The organism is Sanyastnella coralliicola (genome assembly GCF_030845195.1).
Classification (GTDB): Bacteria; Bacteroidota; Bacteroidia; order Flavobacteriales_D; family Sanyastnellaceae; genus Sanyastnella; species Sanyastnella coralliicola.
In genome coordinates, this window is the sequence record NZ_CP132543.1 from 2,213,519 (window position 1) to 2,230,363 (window position 16,845).

Consider the following 16,845-nt stretch of genomic DNA (forward strand, 5'->3'; position numbering starts at 1 on the left):
ATGTCAAAGGCTTAGCGCAGATCGCGAATGTTATAGTTCTTGTAAGCAGCGTTGCGAAAGATCACTTCGTTGTAATCATTGCATTGGGATGGCATACTCTCCACTGGACCGTATGCATTGATGATGTAGGTAGTTGTTACAGTAGATTGACCTTTCTTGATCGTTGTTCCTGATCGAAGCAACTCACCTTTGCTGTTTAGCCACACTTCTATGATTTCAATTGTTGATGAGGTCGCATCTTTTGGCAAAAGACGAATGCGTTTTTCGTCCCCAACTTGTTCGATGGTATCTATCTCCCAATGGTCCCAAAAGCGATCTATTTCCGAAAGAGGATTGAATTCATCCTCTTTTTTTTGAGGCACAGATGAAATAATAATTCTCTCCTTTTTATGGTCTACACGAATTGAATTCGCTTTAGACTCCATTACATCCATGTCATCGATGAAAACGAATTTGGTCTCACCATCGAAATACACTTCGAAGTCTTTTGAGACTTTATCTCGTTGACCGTTGAGAATTCGTTCTGTGACAACGCGTATTTCGGAATGCAGCACCTCGCCTTTGTCAACTTCTGTTGGATTGACAGATTTGAGCGCTTCGATAATCTCTATTTTTATCTCAGATTGACCTGTAGCTAAGGCTGGGACCAATGAAAACATGATCAATAGTCTCTTGAACAATTGAACTCTCATTATCGTGCGACTTTAGGAGTGTTGTAATGTGATTCTTGAAGGGTTTTTGTCCCTCTTTCTGTCTCTTTGAGCTGACGAATGAGCTTCCCTTCTGCATTGTATTGATAGAGCAAGGCGAAGTTCTGATCATCCATACTTGCTAGCAATCGATAATTGACTGGATCATAGACATAAGTTGTCATCGCTCCATCTCTCGGCTGAATCCGCAAATCATCAATAAAGCAGCTTGTTGCTCCGGTATTTCCGTAATTCATATAGAGATAGATATCGAAACTGGATAGCCCGATATTCTCAAGAGGAGGTAGATATGCCTCGAGCAACACCCACTCTCCGGATCTTGCCACTTTCTTAAATCCATATTCACCAGCCTGAAGCGTGGTACTGCCTTCAGGACGCAGGATCATCTTGAAGTTATCAGCCAATACAAGGTCGTCAACTACATCAGAGCTCACCCATACTTTGGCAAGCAAACCTTCTTGTCCGATATGATCATCCATGAACATGTTACTGATGAACGCACCTTGCGATGAATTGATAAGTCGTGCGGAATACTCCCCAGTATGCGACTTGAAATTGCTTCGTTCTAACTGTGGATTCGTCTTGATTCCATTCTCCAAATGTTCCGTTCCGTACAGCATTTCGTAAGAGCAGAAAATGGTATTGTTCTCATTGGCATTCTGTGCCGATAGAACCGGTAGGTTTTCGTGGTATCCAAATTTCGTCACCCCTTCAATCCCGAGAATATTCCGTTCTTCAACGGCCTGGCCCTGAGAAGAATAGTTGGTAAGGTTACTTAGATTCAACCAAGGCCCTTGAGAACCTTCGCCTTCGCCTTCGCCCCAAACGAAGTAATTCATATCGAAGAGTCCAGTGTTGTAGTTTCTACTTTCGGCGGTAGCCGGGTTAAAATCTTCTTCAAGACTCGCTACGGCATCTGTGTTATAAGCATAGGTGCCATGACCACGCCATTTTCCTTTCTTCCCTAACTCAACCTCGTTGTAACTGTAATCCGCTGCGAGAGGGTTTAGCTCCGGGTTCCAGTTGTCAGAAATCGTTGTGGCAGAGCATGAAACCACATTGGTAATTCCTTTTCCTCCAAACTCGGTATTACAAAACTGAGGGCATGAAATCTCTTGATCAAAGCACATACCTCCATCCGTATATATTAGCAATCCTGTTTCTTGATCGATCGCAAATTCACCGCTAGTACCAGAAAGAGCAATATCATGGTAACAAGCTGGTTGAATCGTTTGAGGAGATCTTTCGATCATCACATTCGATTCGAAAACCTGGAAATCACATGAACTATGACTCGGTGTTAGAGTGATATACCCTTCCTCACTTTGGCCATAATCACCTATCATCTCTTGATCTGAAGAAGGAGTGGCTTCAAAATTTTGAATACAGGATGGAGAATAAGACTCCACGTAACCAACCTCTGAACCGCTCGGGTTTGGTCCAATATATTGTGCCATTTGCACGATGACTTCCCCTCCGTAGGCACCACGAAGCGATCGCAATTGATATTCTGTTTGTCCTTCTGGTTTCACATAAATCACTCGTGAAACTCCATTAATCTGACCTAGAGGAAAGAACGTAATATTCGGAATTATTTCGTAAGTACAATCAGAAAAATCGACAGCCGCTTGAGCCGCAAATGCCGCGTTCATACTGGCAAAATATCCGTCTTCATCAGTAGTAACAAACGAATATGGGAAGACTAACACATCTCCTACGCCAGGGAAATCAATGTGGAAAGAAGTCGACTCATACACAGAGAGACCTGCACTAGTGAAGTTCCAAAGCTGAGGCAATGCATTATTCAAATGTTGAACACTAAGCGCTCTATTTTCATTATCTCCACAAATTTCTGTCGATAACCATTGGTCTTCTAGCCCTCCTACCGAAATTCTAATTCGATCTGCGAGTCGTTCTAAATGAATGTCTTCTGGAATGGTGAATTGATCCACCCCCACTGTCATCTCATATTCACTTAACGGTCCACATGTTCCATTGAATGGGCTAATGAGATCATACGAAGAGACCTGCGACGTTGAAATCGTAGTCTTATCACCTTCATTCGGGATGAGTGGAAGACTTGCGTTTAACAAATCAGCCAAGCCTTGTCTTGCAGCAACTTCAGCGTTTGGAAACGAATTCAATTTCGCCTCCCCGTAGGTTGTTACATTCCCGATGCCCATGGCAATTTGATTCGAACGACCACTTCTCAAGATTTCAATTCCTGCTAAATCAGGAATGCTCGAACCGTTCACTCCATTGTGTACAAATGAAGGTGAAATGTGTAGGGTATTTCCGTCTACTGAAATAGTATTGAAGATCATATCTCCTACCACAAGCAGATCTCCACTATTGAAGTTGTCCATTAAAGCACACAGGTCAGGTGTCCCTGCGACATCTGCATCATCAAAGAATTGAAGGATTGCACCTTCTTCATCGACCGTTTTTGAAATGGTAACCCCTTCAGTTGCAGCAACTATGAACTTTCCTTCAGCAATTGACTTTTGCTTTGTCGCATTGTACTCGAAATGAGCAGGGATACTGTAACTAGTATATGTTCCCGCAGGAGTACCGTCGGGCATTGTTTTACCAACAAATCCGTCTGTTGTTCTTGAAACAATGGTTCTTCCTGTTAATTCGTCAAAACCAACATTCTCAGTGACGTGATACACACCTTCAGTGAAAGTCGTTGACTTTTTTGCAATTACTGGGTATTGAATCACCTTAGTGGTTTTGTGCAAGTACAGCTCGCTTTCCTTGTAGGTGAGCTCAGGGACAACAGTTGCGAAAGGAATGAGCGGCGTTCCGAATGAAATATCAGCTTCTACGCTCACATCATTCGTGATGTCACGAATCTGTTTCGACTCCATGATAACGTCAACCTCTCTCCCTGGGTATTGCATTTCAATGTTGTCGAAAGTGCCGTAATCATTCTCTACATATCCCTCGAAGTTGAAGCCTTTCCAAATAGGTATAGCCTCTCCCGGTTCAAAATATTCTATCTCTTGTTGACTGGTAATCCGTCCAGTATCAAATGCTCCAGGTGCGCCTTCTGTCGGAGGGGCTAGCGAGAAATCACCACAAGCCTCGGCGTAAGTGGTCATCGAACGCATTTGACCGTGCATGTTGTTCTTAACGAAAGAGAATCCTTGTGTTAGCCATTGATTGTTGGTGAAATAGTTCAACATACCCAACGGCAAAGGCAAATAGTCCTTTTTGGTCAAATCCAAGTTGGTCATATCGTACTGGAACGGATAATCTTTCGCTGTATAGTAACGCTGAATATTATAACCTGACCCAGTAGGACCTTCGTGTATATTCTTCACGATGACTGTGGAGTAACCAACAGCTGCTCCTGGCATAATTGATTCTCCTAATGGACCTTCGTTGTAGTCTTTGTCCACTCCACCTACTACCTTGTCAATAAAGCTCTGTTCGAATTCGTCTAAGACATTTGTCAATGGGTTCTCTTCACGAATGCTAGGCGGCTCATTTGTGGCAACTCCACTAGACTCCCAATCTCCACTGATTGGATTGATATCCTTGTAGATGTACTCTGAACCGTACAAACTAGTGTAACTTACACCATCTTCTTGAGGCGTATCTGGGTCGTACATCAGTAGACGCTTTACTCTAACACCTCCGCCTTTCTTTGCTACTGGGAGCGGAACTCTGAAATAAGACAGTTCATCATTGATTTCAAGACAAGCTTCCGCAGCAAAGGTCATTGTGCTTAAGGCTTGAACTAAACTTTGAACAGCTGATGGCCCTTCATCATCGAACTCCCCTGACACGGGGTCGCAGACCTCACCATTGTCACTTACCAGACCTCTTCGCTGAGTCTTGTAGAAATCTCTGCAGAGTCTTTTAGGAAGATGATCCTCTTCGCTACTTAATGTAATTCGTATCCGGACGTTGCCTTCGGAAGGATCCGTTAGCGTGGCGCTGGCTAATTTTGCATATCCAGATATATACTCTGCATTACAATCTTCCAATTCAGGTGGTGCTCCTTCGCCCAGTAAACGATACAAGAACTTGAAATAGATTTTCTTTCCTCCTAAATATTCAGCGTTAATCAAATCTACCATTTCTGATATCTCATCTGCATGAGTATCCCATGTCCAACCTAAAGTTGATTCTAAGTCCAAGAAGTACTGGCTTCCGCTAAAAATCTCATCAGGTATGGGAGTTTCAATCGAACTAGGATGGAGCGAAACCATTGCATGTGCTCGTTGATCTTGAACATAACAGTAATCATCAGCTTCATATTGAACATGAATTTCTCCTCCGCTAGGTAAATGAATTTGCTTTAGATTCCATGCAGCCGGGTCAAAAGGGGCGGGATTCTGATCAACCCAGTTCATGTCTTTCTTCAATCTTTCTGCTCCATCAAATTGATAGTTCCCCCATGCATCAATATTGTAAGGATTATAATCTGGGTTCTGCATACCCAAAGTATAATCGTTGTAGAAGTCCGCTATTTCCTCATATGCTTCTCCTGGACCTGACTCCGGGTAATTCGGGTTTTGTGGGTACGCATAATCAAATTCGTAAGGAGCGATTTTCGCATTGTAGATGTTCTCGTTTTCAAACCAAACCCTTTTCAGAGTAAGTTTTGCCGGATTATTACCTGTTTCGCTCTGACCATTCCAAACATTTGGTGACAAACCTGTAAGTCCAGCAGAATCGTTGTATTCCTCATGATATTCAAACCGAACAGTCTTTAGTCGTTCTCCAATGCTACCGTCTTGATTTTTTACGAAAAGCTCTATTCTGTCTAGTTTCAACAATCCATCTTCACCATACCCTTGCACTCCCTGTCCAGCGTTATCAATCGCTTCGAATCCGTCTTTTCGATCTGATGTAATGAACAACGCCACATGCGTTTTCGTCTCGATTCTTTCTAAGTAGTAGATTTCCTTCTCACCTTCGGAAACACTGCAGATATCATCTTTGGGATCTGATAGTGAATTGCGGTTGTAGATATAGCCCTTATATGGTGCCCTCCATTTGTACCATTCATCGCTGTCTTGATCAAGTCCTCCTGCGATTCTCTTGTATTTGAATTTAGTCCATCCCCCGAGATCATCGTCTGTAGGACCATTCATTGTCATGTCTAAATAATCAGAGGTTGTGATTTGTGTTAGGAGGTAACTTGTAGCATATGGTGTATCACGCTCTTCCCCCATTTTCACTTCAGCCTCTTCTGGGTTATTCATGAAGATGTTATTGACTTCTCCACTGTTTAATCCCAGATCAGGTACACTGTATCCCTCAACAAGACTGTACTGCAGATCTTTTTCGTTTCGAGCGTATACCGGTAATCCATAAACATATTGAATACCAGACTCATTAACGACTGCTATTTCACCTACTTGATCAGGAACGGTACTTCTCGCGATGGCTGCATTAGAGATATTGTCTTTTTTGGTGTAAGCCTTGTAGCGAGTTGTTGGAGATAGTGCATCTCCATTTAAATCGTCAATGGTTTCTAAGATCTCTTCATTGGTTGTATAAGTGACAAAAGAAGATTGTCCTACTCTCTCACCACCACCCAATTCTTGCAGGATGTTTGGCACACCTCCTAAGTTGTACTCTTTGATCCCAGGAATCATTTCACCTTCATTCAAAACCGCTGCATATGGTGTTTCAGGATTGTTCGATGCGTAGGTAAGTTCTCCACCTAAATCACTATTGAATCGCATGAATACCCCTTCCGGATCATCCGCACTTGCGAATTGATACCCTCCTGTTTGCCAGCCTTCAACAGTTAAATCATGATCACCTGTTCCTAGTTGAGTACCTACCCCGTTATTTGAACCTACATTTCCTTCAAAGGCGATGTTATAGATATCGGTATGATTGGATTTTTTGTTTGGACGGAAGGTTCCTACACGTGAATTGTACATTCGGAATCCCCCGCCGATGCCCTCTCCAGAAACCACGAACGCGTCTGGATTGCTAAATGGAACACCAATGGACTTATCATTTCTATTGTAAGTATTCTCCTTCTCGACATAATAATCCTGAATATCCTCACTGTTACTCACGTCCCCTGAGTACATATATCCGTACACATTCTTCTCGTCTACTTCGGTATACTCTTGTTTAGTAAATGCTCCAGAAATACTTGCACTACTTCCAATTGGTAAGGGGGTTAAGGTTCCAACCCCTTGAAAAGTGACGTTAGTGGAGGTTCCTTCATATCCATGAATTTTCTCTGAGCGCGTTGAATAATTATGTGAGTAAACTCCATATTGACTCCCCGCAACAGTTAATGTGCTCTTTTTACTCCCTTCTTTAATCCATGAACTGATTTTTGCAGAAGCAATCGACTCTTCCTTCTCAGACGAAGCTTGAGACGATTTGTAACGAGTATGTGCAATTCGACCAGGATTTACTGAACCGGAGAAACTTGCTTGTCCTTCAGAAAATTGAACCCCAATGCTTGATAAACCTTTATCAGATGTAAAACTCAACCCACTTGAGAATCCGTAACCAGTGTAGTTGTTGTAGCGAACCGAGGCATTTCCAGAAACAGACAGGTCAATACCAAATGTCTCTATTGGACCAGAAATCGTAGCTGAGGTTGTCTTGTTTGCCGGACGCTTATTATGATAAGTCACACTCTCACCCTTCCAATCATCTGGAAAACCGCGCTTTGATCGGTTAATTGCCCCTGGATTCAAAGTCCAGCCAAGACCTACCCATGATGCCTCTTCTTCAGGTTGAACACCTGAATGGTAGCTCAGTGATAAGGCATAGCCTCCTCCATTCGGACCCGGGATTTGGAGCACTGGGAGGTTATATGAGAAATCTCCGGTGAACGGGTTTACCATATCTGAACTTGAGACAGGCTCGAAGCTGCTAAATTCAGGTTGTGACGGACCACTTGTTAGTGCCAATGCCGCTGTCGGATAAAATAATTCCGAAGCAAAAAGCAAAAGCAAAAACAGTGCTTTGAGTCGAAGTGCAGCATTAATTTTCATAAGTCTCAATTTTAGACAGCAAGTGCTGGATATCTTCTTGTTTGAAAACCACTTTATTCGTTCCAGTGTGGAAGATTTCATCGTGGAAGACAAATGTTAAATCGTCGTTATTCGACAGAATATGCGGGGGAAACACAGTTTGCATGGCTATTTCTTTCGAAAGACCATGGGTATTCTCGGTATGAGTCATCAATGGTTCGATCTCTCCTTCAGAAGTGACGATCTCCACTAATTCTCCGATGTAAAAATTCACCTCATTGATTCGAGCCTTCCAATCCTGTTCGCTGTTGACATTGTGTGTCAATAAATCACGAGACGAACCTCCATTCCTAGGACTGAGGGTCCAAGAAAATGCCACTTGATTCAATTCCCCTGTTTCTTCGTTGATAGATGGAATCATGGTCACATCCATATTCATGATCGGTGTCTCTTTCAGCTTTCGCATTCCGTGAGACTCCGACTTACAGAATGACTCTATCTGAGTATTCGTATTCAAGTTTTCCACGCTAGTGCAGGAAACTAACACGACCAACAAGTAGAAGACTGTAAGATTAAAGGCCTTCATACGATTCATTTAAAGAGATCAATACTTCGTCAGTGATGTCTAAATCCTCAGTTCCAAAAAGGACGTTACCATCCACTGTGGTTCCGATGATCATGTCATAGCCGTGTTCTTCCCCATACTGTTTGATGTGAAAATTCACTTGATCTATAACAGCGCCTGTCAATTCAGCGTCGCGTTCAGTAAGATGGTTGTACATGCTTTCTTCGAATTGATCGCATTGCATTTTTTTATTCTCAAGGATGGCAATCGACTTATTTCGATCTAACTCCGAAAGACCCGCAGCCGTTTGTTCAAATGCCATGTAGGTCGACTTCAAATCGAGTCTCAAAGAGTCTAATGATCGTTGCAACTCACTTTCAAGCGAAGCATATTTATTACGCGCGTCGATCATGCCTTGATAAGCATCGATCAACTCCGCAGTTCGGACATAAACCGTGCGATCTTCACTTTTCTTCCAGATCAGGCCAAGTGCTACAATCAGCGCCAAGCTCAATGCGATAATGGATATATTCTTTAGGTCTTTCATTCTTTCACTATAAACTGTCCATGGCCAACTTGACCGTCATAATTCAACTCGTAGAAATAAAGTCCTGGAGTCACTGTTTGAGCCGTCAATGTTGACGTTCCGTCCCAGGCAATATTTTGATCGTAGGTTTCGAAAACCACTTGATTCATCTGGTTTCGAACCCGTAAGAAGTAATTCTGAAAATTCTCGGAGCCCACGATTTTAAACGTATCATAAACGCCGTCACCGTTAGGAGAGAAATACAAAGCGAACTCCAATTCAGGGTAACAGTGTTGTACCTCCTTTTTTGGTTCAGCCATGATATAAAGCGTGTTGTCTTCAACATTAATAACATGCCCTGTGGCTGGTACATAATCATCCATGGCTCCCACTTTCACCGAATCCAGCGATACCTCCCCAAATGAGTTGGCACTCAACATCATGTATAGGCTGTCGTAATCATTGTACCACATCACTTCCATTGGTGATGAATCACCTGGTAAGGCATGCATCATATTCATCGGAATAGACTCTGATTGAGACTGGAGCGACACAGCGTGATTTTCTTGATTCAGTGATATGTTACCTCCAATGAGATGATCCGCTTGTACAATTCTGAAACTTGAAGGATTACATGTCGCATTTGAGGAAACACTGTGAACTGCGTCATTAGTGGTTCCCAAGGTGATTTCTGGTCTGAGTTTACCGTCGATGCTTGAAGGCATAGAAACCGTTGCGAAAGTTATCTCCGCTCCATGTTGACCTGAGAAGTAAAGGTTGATCTCATTTCCTTTTCGGTAGAGTACCGCGCGCCCTTTTCTTCCTATGTTTCGATTGAAGAAGGTCTTGTTCTTGTTCGCTCCATTTTCGTCCTTGTAGTTCATTTTGACTACTTGGATTCCTGGGAGTAAAACGAGTTCATAAATCACTTCGTCATCATCTCGTATCGCCACTTCAATGGATGAATATGGATCTGTTGAACAAACGAAGTTCGCTTCGATGTACATGTCGTCATGAGATTCAAAACGGTAGTCGCTGTTCAAGACTGTCTCGAGGCCAGTGTTATTTTTGACATAGCCTGTACTGTAATTAGATACTGTCGCATTTGAGAGAGAACTCGGAGTCCATTGAATGTATGTCCCAAGGGCTACTGGAGTTTCTTTAATTGCCGTCCCGCTGATATAACGCGCGAGATAGATATCTGAAGGAAGCACCGAGAAGTCTCCAACCTCACTTGTATACAGTTGGTTTCCATTCAGATCATGCAGATTGAAGTATTCGTTCTCTACAGGTGCGAACGAAGCTAACGTAAGTCCGCCTAGGTCTGCCGGACGTCCGCAATGGTAAAGGTCTCGGCTGATTTGAGGGATTTTTGGCCTGGTCACATGGGGTATGGAGTGATGAATAAACTCGATAGATTCATCATCATCCCCGATGAAAACCCCTTCAGTGAAGTAGGAATTACTTGGTACGGACACACTTCCTACTGTGCTACCATCCAATGAAATTTCCAAGCTGAGTTGGTTTTTGACGAGGCCAACAACACTAGCATTCGTCACACCTGCACTGAGTACATTTTCGCTGCCATTTGACCGGCTCTTCAACTGGCCATTCTCGATGACAACGCCATATTTTAAGTGACTTCCGGTTGCTGAAAAATTATCTCCTTCTGGCCAGAATCCATAGACCGTTTTGTGAGAAGCGTCGCTGACTTTAAAGGTCACCTCTACATTGGAAAAGGTGGTGATTCCGTTCCAAAAGGAACATTCAAATGCATTCGGGTTTTGCGTAGTTCGAGTGAAGGTTTGTCCTACTTGATCAACCCCTCTTAGGCTTCGTGAGATAAAATCATCAGAAACGAATACGCTATCTTCAAGAATATCTCCATTGGCATCTTCGATTCGAAAAGGTTGATAACCACTGACATTGACCTCATAGCTGAGATTCTCACCAGTAAATATCTCGTTGTGTTTGATACCAGCGTAATTGACCCATGCCGGCAAAGCACCCAAGTATCCTGTGAATTCGCTGAAGGTCAAATACTCATCTCCCCAGTAAACCTGGTACGGTCCTACACCATTGTTTGGTGTTAACGTGATCGTAGTGGATTGATTTTCAGATAGTGGCTGAACTGCGACTGTTACATCCAATCCAGGTGTTGGAATTGGATCATGATCCACGCTCATTACAGCACCATTGAATGTCGCTCCCTGAGCAAAGAGTGCAACGTCTACATGAAGCTCATCTGCAGAATTGGAAGCAACCGTTCTCAGTACTATTCCATTTCTACTATATATAATGTCGCTTCCAACTCGCTCAATTTTCAGAACAGCACCTGTACCCGTTCGTCCAAATGAACCCATGTTTCTTCCACGTTCTACAATGTATAATCCGGCTCCGTCAAACTGGAAGGAATAGGATATGCTGTTTTGACTCGTATTTGGATTGTTCTTATTGAACCCAAACGCGCGCATGGCAGCCTCAGACTGCAAAACGTACTCCACACTACCATCCGTGTTTGTAGGAATCTTATTGTTCGAAAATGCTCCCGCATCCCAACCATCCGCACTCGTCTTCGACATCGTTTGCGCGGCGTAGTCTACTGATACGTTTTCTTGATCGTCCCAGAGTATTGGAAAAGTTTGTCCAAAAACTGAGCATATTAAGAAAGAGAAACATGCTCCTAGGAACAGGCACTTTTTCATGTTACAAAAGTTTTAGTCGCACCTAAGGCGCGGTAGTTAAAACGCTGGATGAAAGTTTTGGCAATACAATCCTACCACCCGTACAAGGCGTTTTTAAGTTAAATCTGAGCACGAGGCATCAGAAATCTATGTGGGGATTCGAAAATCCAATTAGCAAGTAACAGTTGAAATGAAATCGAGGAAATGATGAACAATCACACACCTCGCGAAGGCAAATCGCAAATTTTCATATCACTGGTTATCAATGTACTTAACAACTTAAAAGGAAATTCTCCAAAGGCAAAAAGGAGGTCTTTCATAGTTGTAGGCAGTAGTAATGTGATGTATAGTTACGAAGGAATTCTCCTACTTCCAAATCCCAATCCGGGAAAAATATCAAGTGTAAAGAAGACACCAAGACGCACATTTAGGTTTCCAAGCCCTACTATTCAAGGGTTTAACGGATTTACACTGTCAACTTTTTCTCAAGTTCCAAATGGATCTTTACTCTAAGCTTAACTTAACCAAGCGGTCGCAGTCTTCATTGTCCGACTGTTTGGTTGGAATTTGCTTCGTGGATTTAAATGTGGAGAGTTCGGTTTCCGGCGTCCTGCATCCAGTGTCTGTTTTCTTTTTGCTCTCCTTCCTCCGCCAACTGTCTGCAGTCCGCTGACCAACATAAAACTAGTCCCCTAATTTCACAATCGTGTTTGTCGATTGCTCGTTCACAATGACATTTTCGAATTCTGATTTCACAATCGTTTTTTCTAATGCCGTGTTCACAATGGCTTTTTCGAAATGCAATTTCACAATCATGTTTTGAGAATGCGTGTTCACAATGGTGTTTTCGAGTTGTCGTTTCACAATCGTTTTTTCAGAAGAACTGTTCACATTCGTGATTTTGGATTATTGGTTCACTTTGGACTTTCATCAATCCAAAATGACCAATCTGAGGTGCGAATGAAGAAAATCATTGAATCCATTTCGGCTTTCAGAAAACCTGCTGAATGAATCTCAGGGGCAAATTCTTCTATTTGCTTTCGACGCTCACTTAAATGCCCATGAAGAAAAACCGAATTGACTACCCCTTCTCTTTCATGAAATGATAGATCATATCTCTTCTCATTCAGCGTGATTTCAACAATCAATGATGAGCTGCAATCACAAGCATTGGAAAACGACTCATGGCATATCCATGCAGAATCTACAAACTGAATTGTCGGACTGAAACTACTATCAATTCCTTGGATAATTAAATGCTGAATTCTTTGGTCAAATCCTTCACAGTTTTTAACTGGAAAAAAGTTGCAACTGTACCAAATGGCTGGCAAAATCAGAAAGTATAGACCAAGCTTTTTATTCATCACTTTGTATCAATCTAAATTTTTCCGCCTCGTCCAAATCAATGCATTAAATCAAAAAGCTCTGGTTAGGTAATTGATCGATTGGCACAACTTCTTGAGATCGACTCTATTGTTTTAATATTTCAAATCGAACTGCACGGTTCAATTGACGGGCGAATTCAAGCTTGGCTCTGCCCTCCTCATCCAATTCTTGGTGGGAAAAGTCTTGAATCTCTTCCAATGAGTCAAAAAGTAAGTCTCCTGATTGTTCAGGAGAATAGATTGCTTCAACCGCTACGTCTGTTGCAACACTGTCGTTTATTAATTGCATAATGAATTGGGCTCTTTCTGCTGCGATGGCACTTTTACCATTCAAGAGTTCAAGGACATCGCAGTAGCCTACCACCCTTATCTTAAGCTCCGGGGTTTGAAGTTTGTAATCCCTAAAGATTGAGATTAGCTCTCTTGTATCCACTACGTCCCATACAGACAACTCATCCCTATGACTGATTGGCACTACAGAATTGGGTTCGAAGCAAACCATCGGTAAAGTTTCGCAACAGCCTTGATCAGAATCATTGACCGGAAAGAAAAGCAGAACAAGAAACAGCCAATTCATGATTCTAATTTAAAACTTCGTTAGAAAATGTCTCCTATATATAAACTGAGTGGTGAACAAGGGTGGAATTTCAGGGATTGGGGAGATTTCTGTTGGTTCCGGCATCCGGCGTCCGGCGTCCGAAGGTTTACTTTGCTTTCCGTCTGCCTTCTACATTTCCGCCTTATTTCACAATCGCGTGTTTCGATTGCCCGTTCACAACGGTATTTCCGCATTCTGAATTCACAATCATGTTTTCAGAAGGCTTGTTCACAATGGTGTTTTCGAGTTGTCGTTTCACAATTGCTTTTCCGAATTCCAATTTCACAATCGTGTTTTACGATTGCATGTTCACAATGACATTTTCGCGAACGTTTTGGGGTTTGGACGGATGTTATCCGTCCCTCTCAGTGTTTTTCGGTATCAGCGCTTATAAAAAAGCCATCATCGCTACGAACTACGCACCACGCACCACGAACCACACACCACAAACCAATCCCCGTCCACCGTCTACAGTCCACCGTCCACAAATCTGTATCTTTGCCCTTCCTCTTTTGCGGAATATCTTCAAAGGAGACTCATTCCGCAAACTCCAATCACTTTATGGATCAGTTCAGACCGAAGAAAAAGAAGAAGAAGAATAAGCCACGTCCTGGTCAAGGAGGAGGTAAGCCGCAAGGCGGAAACTCAAAGGGCGGTAAACCTCATGGGACGAACTCAAAAGGCGGTAAACCTAAGAAAAGGCGACCTCAAGGGGGCAACGCCAAGGGCGGTAAACCGCAAGGTAGAGGACCTCAAGGAGGAAAAGGACAGCCGAAGAAGAGAGGGAGAAGAAAATCTGATATAGATCCTAGCCTATTGGTAAAGAAGGCAAAGCCTGTTGAAATCAAGGAGTATGTTCCTGAACGAAAGATTTCAGAAATGCCGATTAGTGAGGTGCTGAAATCGAGTCTAGCGACGAAGGGGTTTGAAGTACCTACTGAAATTCAAGATCGGACATTGGAGTTTTTGCTCGAGCGAAAGAACCTTCTGGGAATCGCTCAGACAGGAACGGGTAAGACCGGAGCTTTCTTGATTCCGATTATCGAACACATTCTGGAACGAAAGCAGCGTTCATATGCGCTGATCTTAGTTCCCACAAGAGAACTCGCAATTCAGGTGCGTGATGAGTTCCAAAGCATGAGTAAAGGGTTAAACCTGCACAGTGCTTGCTTTATCGGTGGGACAAACATCAACCGAGATCTCTACGAATGCCGACGTGAAAGTCACATCGTCATTGCGACTCCGGGAAGACTGCTCGATTTGATTCAACGGAGAGCTCTTAAGGTGTTCCGATTCAATACGCTTGTCTTGGATGAATTCGACCGCATGCTTGATATGGGGTTTGTGCACGATGTGAACCGCATTATTCAAGCGATGGAGCGCAGAGAACACACGCTCCTATTCTCAGCAACGCTTGATGATAGACAGCGAGACCTCATCGACGAATACCTAGGTCTGGACTACGAAATGGTGAAGGTGGCTACAGGCACCAGCTCAAGCGAGAACGTCGACCAAGAGGTCATCTACATGAAGCCAAATGAGGATAAGTTCATTGTCCTGAAACAAATGCTTGAAGATGAAAGCTTTGACAAGGTGTTGATTTTCGAAGAAACCAAACACCGTGTGAAGCGCCTGTGTGCAAGACTAAACAAGTCCGGCATCAAGTCTGACGAAATACACGGAAACAAAAGCCAGAATGCCCGTCAGAATGCACTCAAAGCCTTCAAACAAGGAAAGGTGCGTGTTCTTGTAGCCACAGACGTTGCCGCCCGAGGTATCGATGTCGATGGTGTCAGCCACGTCATCAACTACCAACTTCCTTTAACTATGGACAGCTATATCCATCGAATTGGTCGTACGGGTAGAGCTGGGAAGGTTGGGAAGGCGTTTACTTTCGTTGAAGCTTAAGCCTCATGGCTCAAGGCTTAAGGCCTAAGGCTTATGGCTTATGGCCTTTTTGTTTAGATTTTTTTTTCGGAATTCTGTGGGGTGTGAAACGTATCTTGGTCAAAATTCACCCCCATGCCAGAACCCCTAAAAAACATGTATTCCCCTGCGTTTATTTCGCAGTTGAGTGAGCGTATTTGTAGTTACGATGCGAGTGTTGATGCGAAGGCTTTTGAGCGCGATGTGTTCGATAAGCAATGGGAGGCGCGGGAGTTGAAAGATCGGATGAAGCATATTGCTTCGGTGATGAAAGAACACTTGGCTGGAGACTATGACCAGCAGCTGGGAGTCGTTGAGCAGATGGCGCTTGATCTTGATGCTGAACTGGGAGGAGAGATGAACTTCGAATATGTATTCTTAACGGAATTCATCGAGCAGTTTGGTCAACATGACCTTGAACGTTCTGTGGCGGGAATGACAAAGGTGACGCAATTCACTAGCTGCGAGTTTGCTGTTCGTCCGTACATTCTTCAAGATCCGGAGCGGATGCATCGACAAATGAAGGAGTGGGCTACGCATGAACACGCGATGGTCAGACGATTAGCTACCGAAGGGTACCGTCCTAGGTTGCCTTGGGGGATGGCGCTTGGGATTTATAAGAAAGACCCAACGAATGTGATTGAAGGACTCGAGATGCTCAAAGATGATCCGTCTGAAACGGTTCGACGAAGTGTCGCGAATAACTTGAACGACATTGCCAAGGACCATCCGAATACAGTCGTAGCCATTGCCAAGCATTGGTACGGTGCTTCGGAAGAACGGAATTGGTTAGTGAAGCACGCATGCCGTACCCTCTTGAAGGAAGGCAGACCGGATGTACTGGAGATCTTCGGTTATGCGAAGCCTTCGGCGTTCCGCGTTAGCGAGATTAACATTACCTCACCGCTCATTAATGCTTCTACGCCCCTCTCCTTTGAATTCAACATTGAAAACAAAGCGAAATCAGCTTCGCTCCTGCGTTTAGAATATGCCATCCACTTCCTCAAAGCCAATGGAAGTCACAACAAAAAGGTGTTCAAGATCAGTGAACGCGAACTCAAACCAGGCGAGCAAATTCAAATGGAACGCAAGCAATCATTCAAACCGATTTCGACGAGAAAGATGTATCCGGGAGTACATTATGTTTCGTTAGTTGTGAATGGGGAAGAAAAGAAGGCAGTCCCGTTTGAGCTTGAATGAAGGGTTGGTCGTTGAGATTATGATACCGTGTGTAGAGTTCATACTCTGGGATGTAGACCGTGGACGGTGGACGGTGGACGGTGGACGGTGGACGGTGGACGGTGGACGGTGGACCGTTTGAATAATAAATAATGATTCGTGAATACTGAAAAGTAAATTCTAGGCTTAACCTCCAATTCATTATTTACGATTCATTAATCATTAATTATTCTTTCAAAAGCTCGATGGGTAGATCTCAAATGGCGACTTGAGGATTCAGCTCTCCCCCAAAAAAATTCATGGT

Annotated in this window: 10 protein-coding genes; 2 read left to right on the top strand and 8 right to left on the bottom strand. The window is 43.4% G+C overall.

Features of this window, described 5'->3' with window-relative positions:
* Positions 1-11: 11 nt before the first annotated feature.
* The 8 genes from RA156_RS09155 to RA156_RS09190 form a co-directional block, all read right to left on the bottom strand.
* Positions 12-659 carry a hypothetical protein gene (locus RA156_RS09155; protein WP_306639616.1) on the bottom strand — a complete coding sequence of 216 codons (648 nt, stop codon included), beginning with the start codon at positions 657-659 and terminating at the stop codon, positions 12-14.
* 32 nt (positions 660-691) lie between these two features.
* A complete protein-coding gene (locus RA156_RS09160; RefSeq protein WP_306639617.1) occupies positions 692-7,699 on the bottom strand; it encodes a hypothetical protein in 7,008 nt (2,335 codons plus the stop codon).
* The gene (locus RA156_RS09165) at positions 7,689-8,144 is read right to left on the bottom strand and encodes a hypothetical protein (RefSeq protein ID WP_306639619.1); all 456 of its coding nucleotides are present in this window, start codon (positions 8,142-8,144) and stop codon (positions 7,689-7,691) included. The genes RA156_RS09160 and RA156_RS09165 overlap by 11 nt, the downstream gene beginning before the upstream one ends.
* 106 nt (positions 8,145-8,250) lie before the next feature.
* Positions 8,251-8,790: an OmpH/Skp family outer membrane protein gene (locus RA156_RS09170; RefSeq protein ID WP_306639621.1), complete on the bottom strand. Its 540-nt coding sequence runs from the start codon at positions 8,788-8,790 to the stop codon at positions 8,251-8,253.
* A complete protein-coding gene (locus tag RA156_RS09175; protein WP_306639624.1) occupies positions 8,787-11,474 on the bottom strand; it encodes a T9SS type B sorting domain-containing protein in 2,688 nt (895 codons plus the stop codon). The genes RA156_RS09170 and RA156_RS09175 overlap by 4 nt, the downstream gene beginning before the upstream one ends.
* 663 nt (positions 11,475-12,137) lie before the next feature.
* Entirely contained in the window at positions 12,138-12,317 is a 180-nt protein-coding gene (locus tag RA156_RS09180; RefSeq protein ID WP_306639626.1) for a hypothetical protein, read from the bottom strand.
* A 50-nt stretch (positions 12,318-12,367) separates the two neighbouring features.
* Positions 12,368-12,817 (bottom strand): hypothetical protein, encoded by a 450-nt coding sequence (locus tag RA156_RS09185; protein WP_306639628.1) that lies wholly within the window; start codon positions 12,815-12,817, stop codon positions 12,368-12,370.
* A 106-nt stretch (positions 12,818-12,923) separates the two neighbouring features.
* A complete protein-coding gene (locus RA156_RS09190) occupies positions 12,924-13,415 on the bottom strand; it encodes a hypothetical protein (RefSeq protein ID WP_306639630.1) in 492 nt (163 codons plus the stop codon).
* A 582-nt stretch (positions 13,416-13,997) separates the two neighbouring features.
* On the opposite strand from RA156_RS09190, the gene RA156_RS09195 reads away from it, so the two are divergent.
* The gene (locus RA156_RS09195; RefSeq protein ID WP_306639631.1) at positions 13,998-15,344 is read left to right on the top strand and encodes a DEAD/DEAH box helicase; all 1,347 of its coding nucleotides are present in this window, start codon (positions 13,998-14,000) and stop codon (positions 15,342-15,344) included.
* Between the two features lie 114 nt (positions 15,345-15,458).
* Entirely contained in the window at positions 15,459-16,562 is a 1,104-nt protein-coding gene (locus tag RA156_RS09200) for a DNA alkylation repair protein (RefSeq protein ID WP_306639632.1), read from the top strand.
* Positions 16,563-16,845 lie beyond the last annotated feature (283 nt).

What these genes read in the sequence shown, in the direction of transcription:
- RA156_RS09170 (WP_306639621.1), bottom strand. Translation starts at nt 8,790, where the DNA reads ATGAAAGACCTAAAGAATATATCCATTATCGCATTGAGCTTGGCGCTG.
- RA156_RS09200 (WP_306639632.1), top strand. Translation starts at nt 15,459, where the DNA reads ATGCCAGAACCCCTAAAAAACATGTATTCCCCTGCGTTTATTTCGCAG.
- RA156_RS09160 (WP_306639617.1), bottom strand. Translation starts at nt 7,699, where the DNA reads ATGAAAATTAATGCTGCACTTCGACTCAAAGCACTGTTTTTGCTTTTG.
- RA156_RS09185 (WP_306639628.1), bottom strand. Translation starts at nt 12,817, where the DNA reads ATGAATAAAAAGCTTGGTCTATACTTTCTGATTTTGCCAGCCATTTGG.
- RA156_RS09195 (WP_306639631.1), top strand. Translation starts at nt 13,998, where the DNA reads ATGGATCAGTTCAGACCGAAGAAAAAGAAGAAGAAGAATAAGCCACGT.
- RA156_RS09165 (WP_306639619.1), bottom strand. Translation starts at nt 8,144, where the DNA reads ATGCGAAAGCTGAAAGAGACACCGATCATGAATATGGATGTGACCATG.
- RA156_RS09155 (WP_306639616.1), bottom strand. Translation starts at nt 659, where the DNA reads ATGTTTTCATTGGTCCCAGCCTTAGCTACAGGTCAATCTGAGATAAAA.
- RA156_RS09190 (WP_306639630.1), bottom strand. Translation starts at nt 13,415, where the DNA reads ATGAATTGGCTGTTTCTTGTTCTGCTTTTCTTTCCGGTCAATGATTCT.
- RA156_RS09175 (WP_306639624.1), bottom strand. Translation starts at nt 11,474, where the DNA reads ATGAAAAAGTGCCTGTTCCTAGGAGCATGTTTCTCTTTCTTAATATGC.